At 55.2% G+C, this 230-nt stretch carries 1 protein-coding gene; it reads left to right on the top strand.

Annotation, left to right across the window (positions count from 1 at the left end; genetic code table 11):
• On the top strand, window positions 1-230 hold a 230-nt coding region (locus R2R70_RS23640), incomplete at both ends, for a YjbH domain-containing protein (protein ID WP_410979439.1).

The following is a 230-nucleotide window of genomic DNA, read 5'->3' on the forward strand; positions in this document are numbered from 1 at the left end:
CTGGTACGGGTCTGTTTGACGGTGAGTATCTGGTGGCCAGCAAGCAAGCGGGGCCATTTGATTTCACCCTCGGGATGGCATGGGGCTACGCCGGTAATGCGGGCAATATTACCAACCCGTTTTGCCGGGTGAGCGATAAATATTGTCATCGCGCAGAGTCTCACGATGCGGGCGATATCAGCTTTAGCGATATCTTTCGTGGCCCGGCTTCCATCTTTGGCGGCATTGAG

Origin of the sequence: Cobetia sp. SIMBA_158, assembly GCF_046566945.1 — a bacterium.
GTDB classification, from domain to species: Bacteria; Pseudomonadota; Gammaproteobacteria; order Pseudomonadales; family Halomonadaceae; genus Cobetia; species Cobetia amphilecti.